Here is a 255-nt window from a genome sequence, read left to right on the forward strand (position 1 = left end):
ACCCAGATTGAACCCCACGACTACATTGCCGAGCTGTTCGACACCATCGCCCGCTTCAACACCATTCTGATTGATTTTGATCGTGATATCTGGAGCTATATTTCATTGGGCTACTTCAAGCAGCGCACCATCGCGGGTGAAGTGGGTTCCTCGACCATGCCGCACAAGGTTAACCCGATCGACTTCGAAAACTCCGAAGGCAACCTGGGTATCGCCAACGCCATTTTTGGTCATCTGGCCGCCAAACTGCCGATC

The 255-nt window shown here is 52.5% G+C and carries 1 protein-coding gene; it reads left to right on the top strand.

Annotated features, from left to right (window positions below; translation table 11 throughout):
* A partial coding sequence (locus tag Q4563_RS21050) for a lyase family protein (protein ID WP_303605909.1) occupies positions 1 to 255 on the top strand: 255 nt, incomplete at both ends.

Source organism: Gilvimarinus sp. 1_MG-2023 (assembly GCF_030548285.1).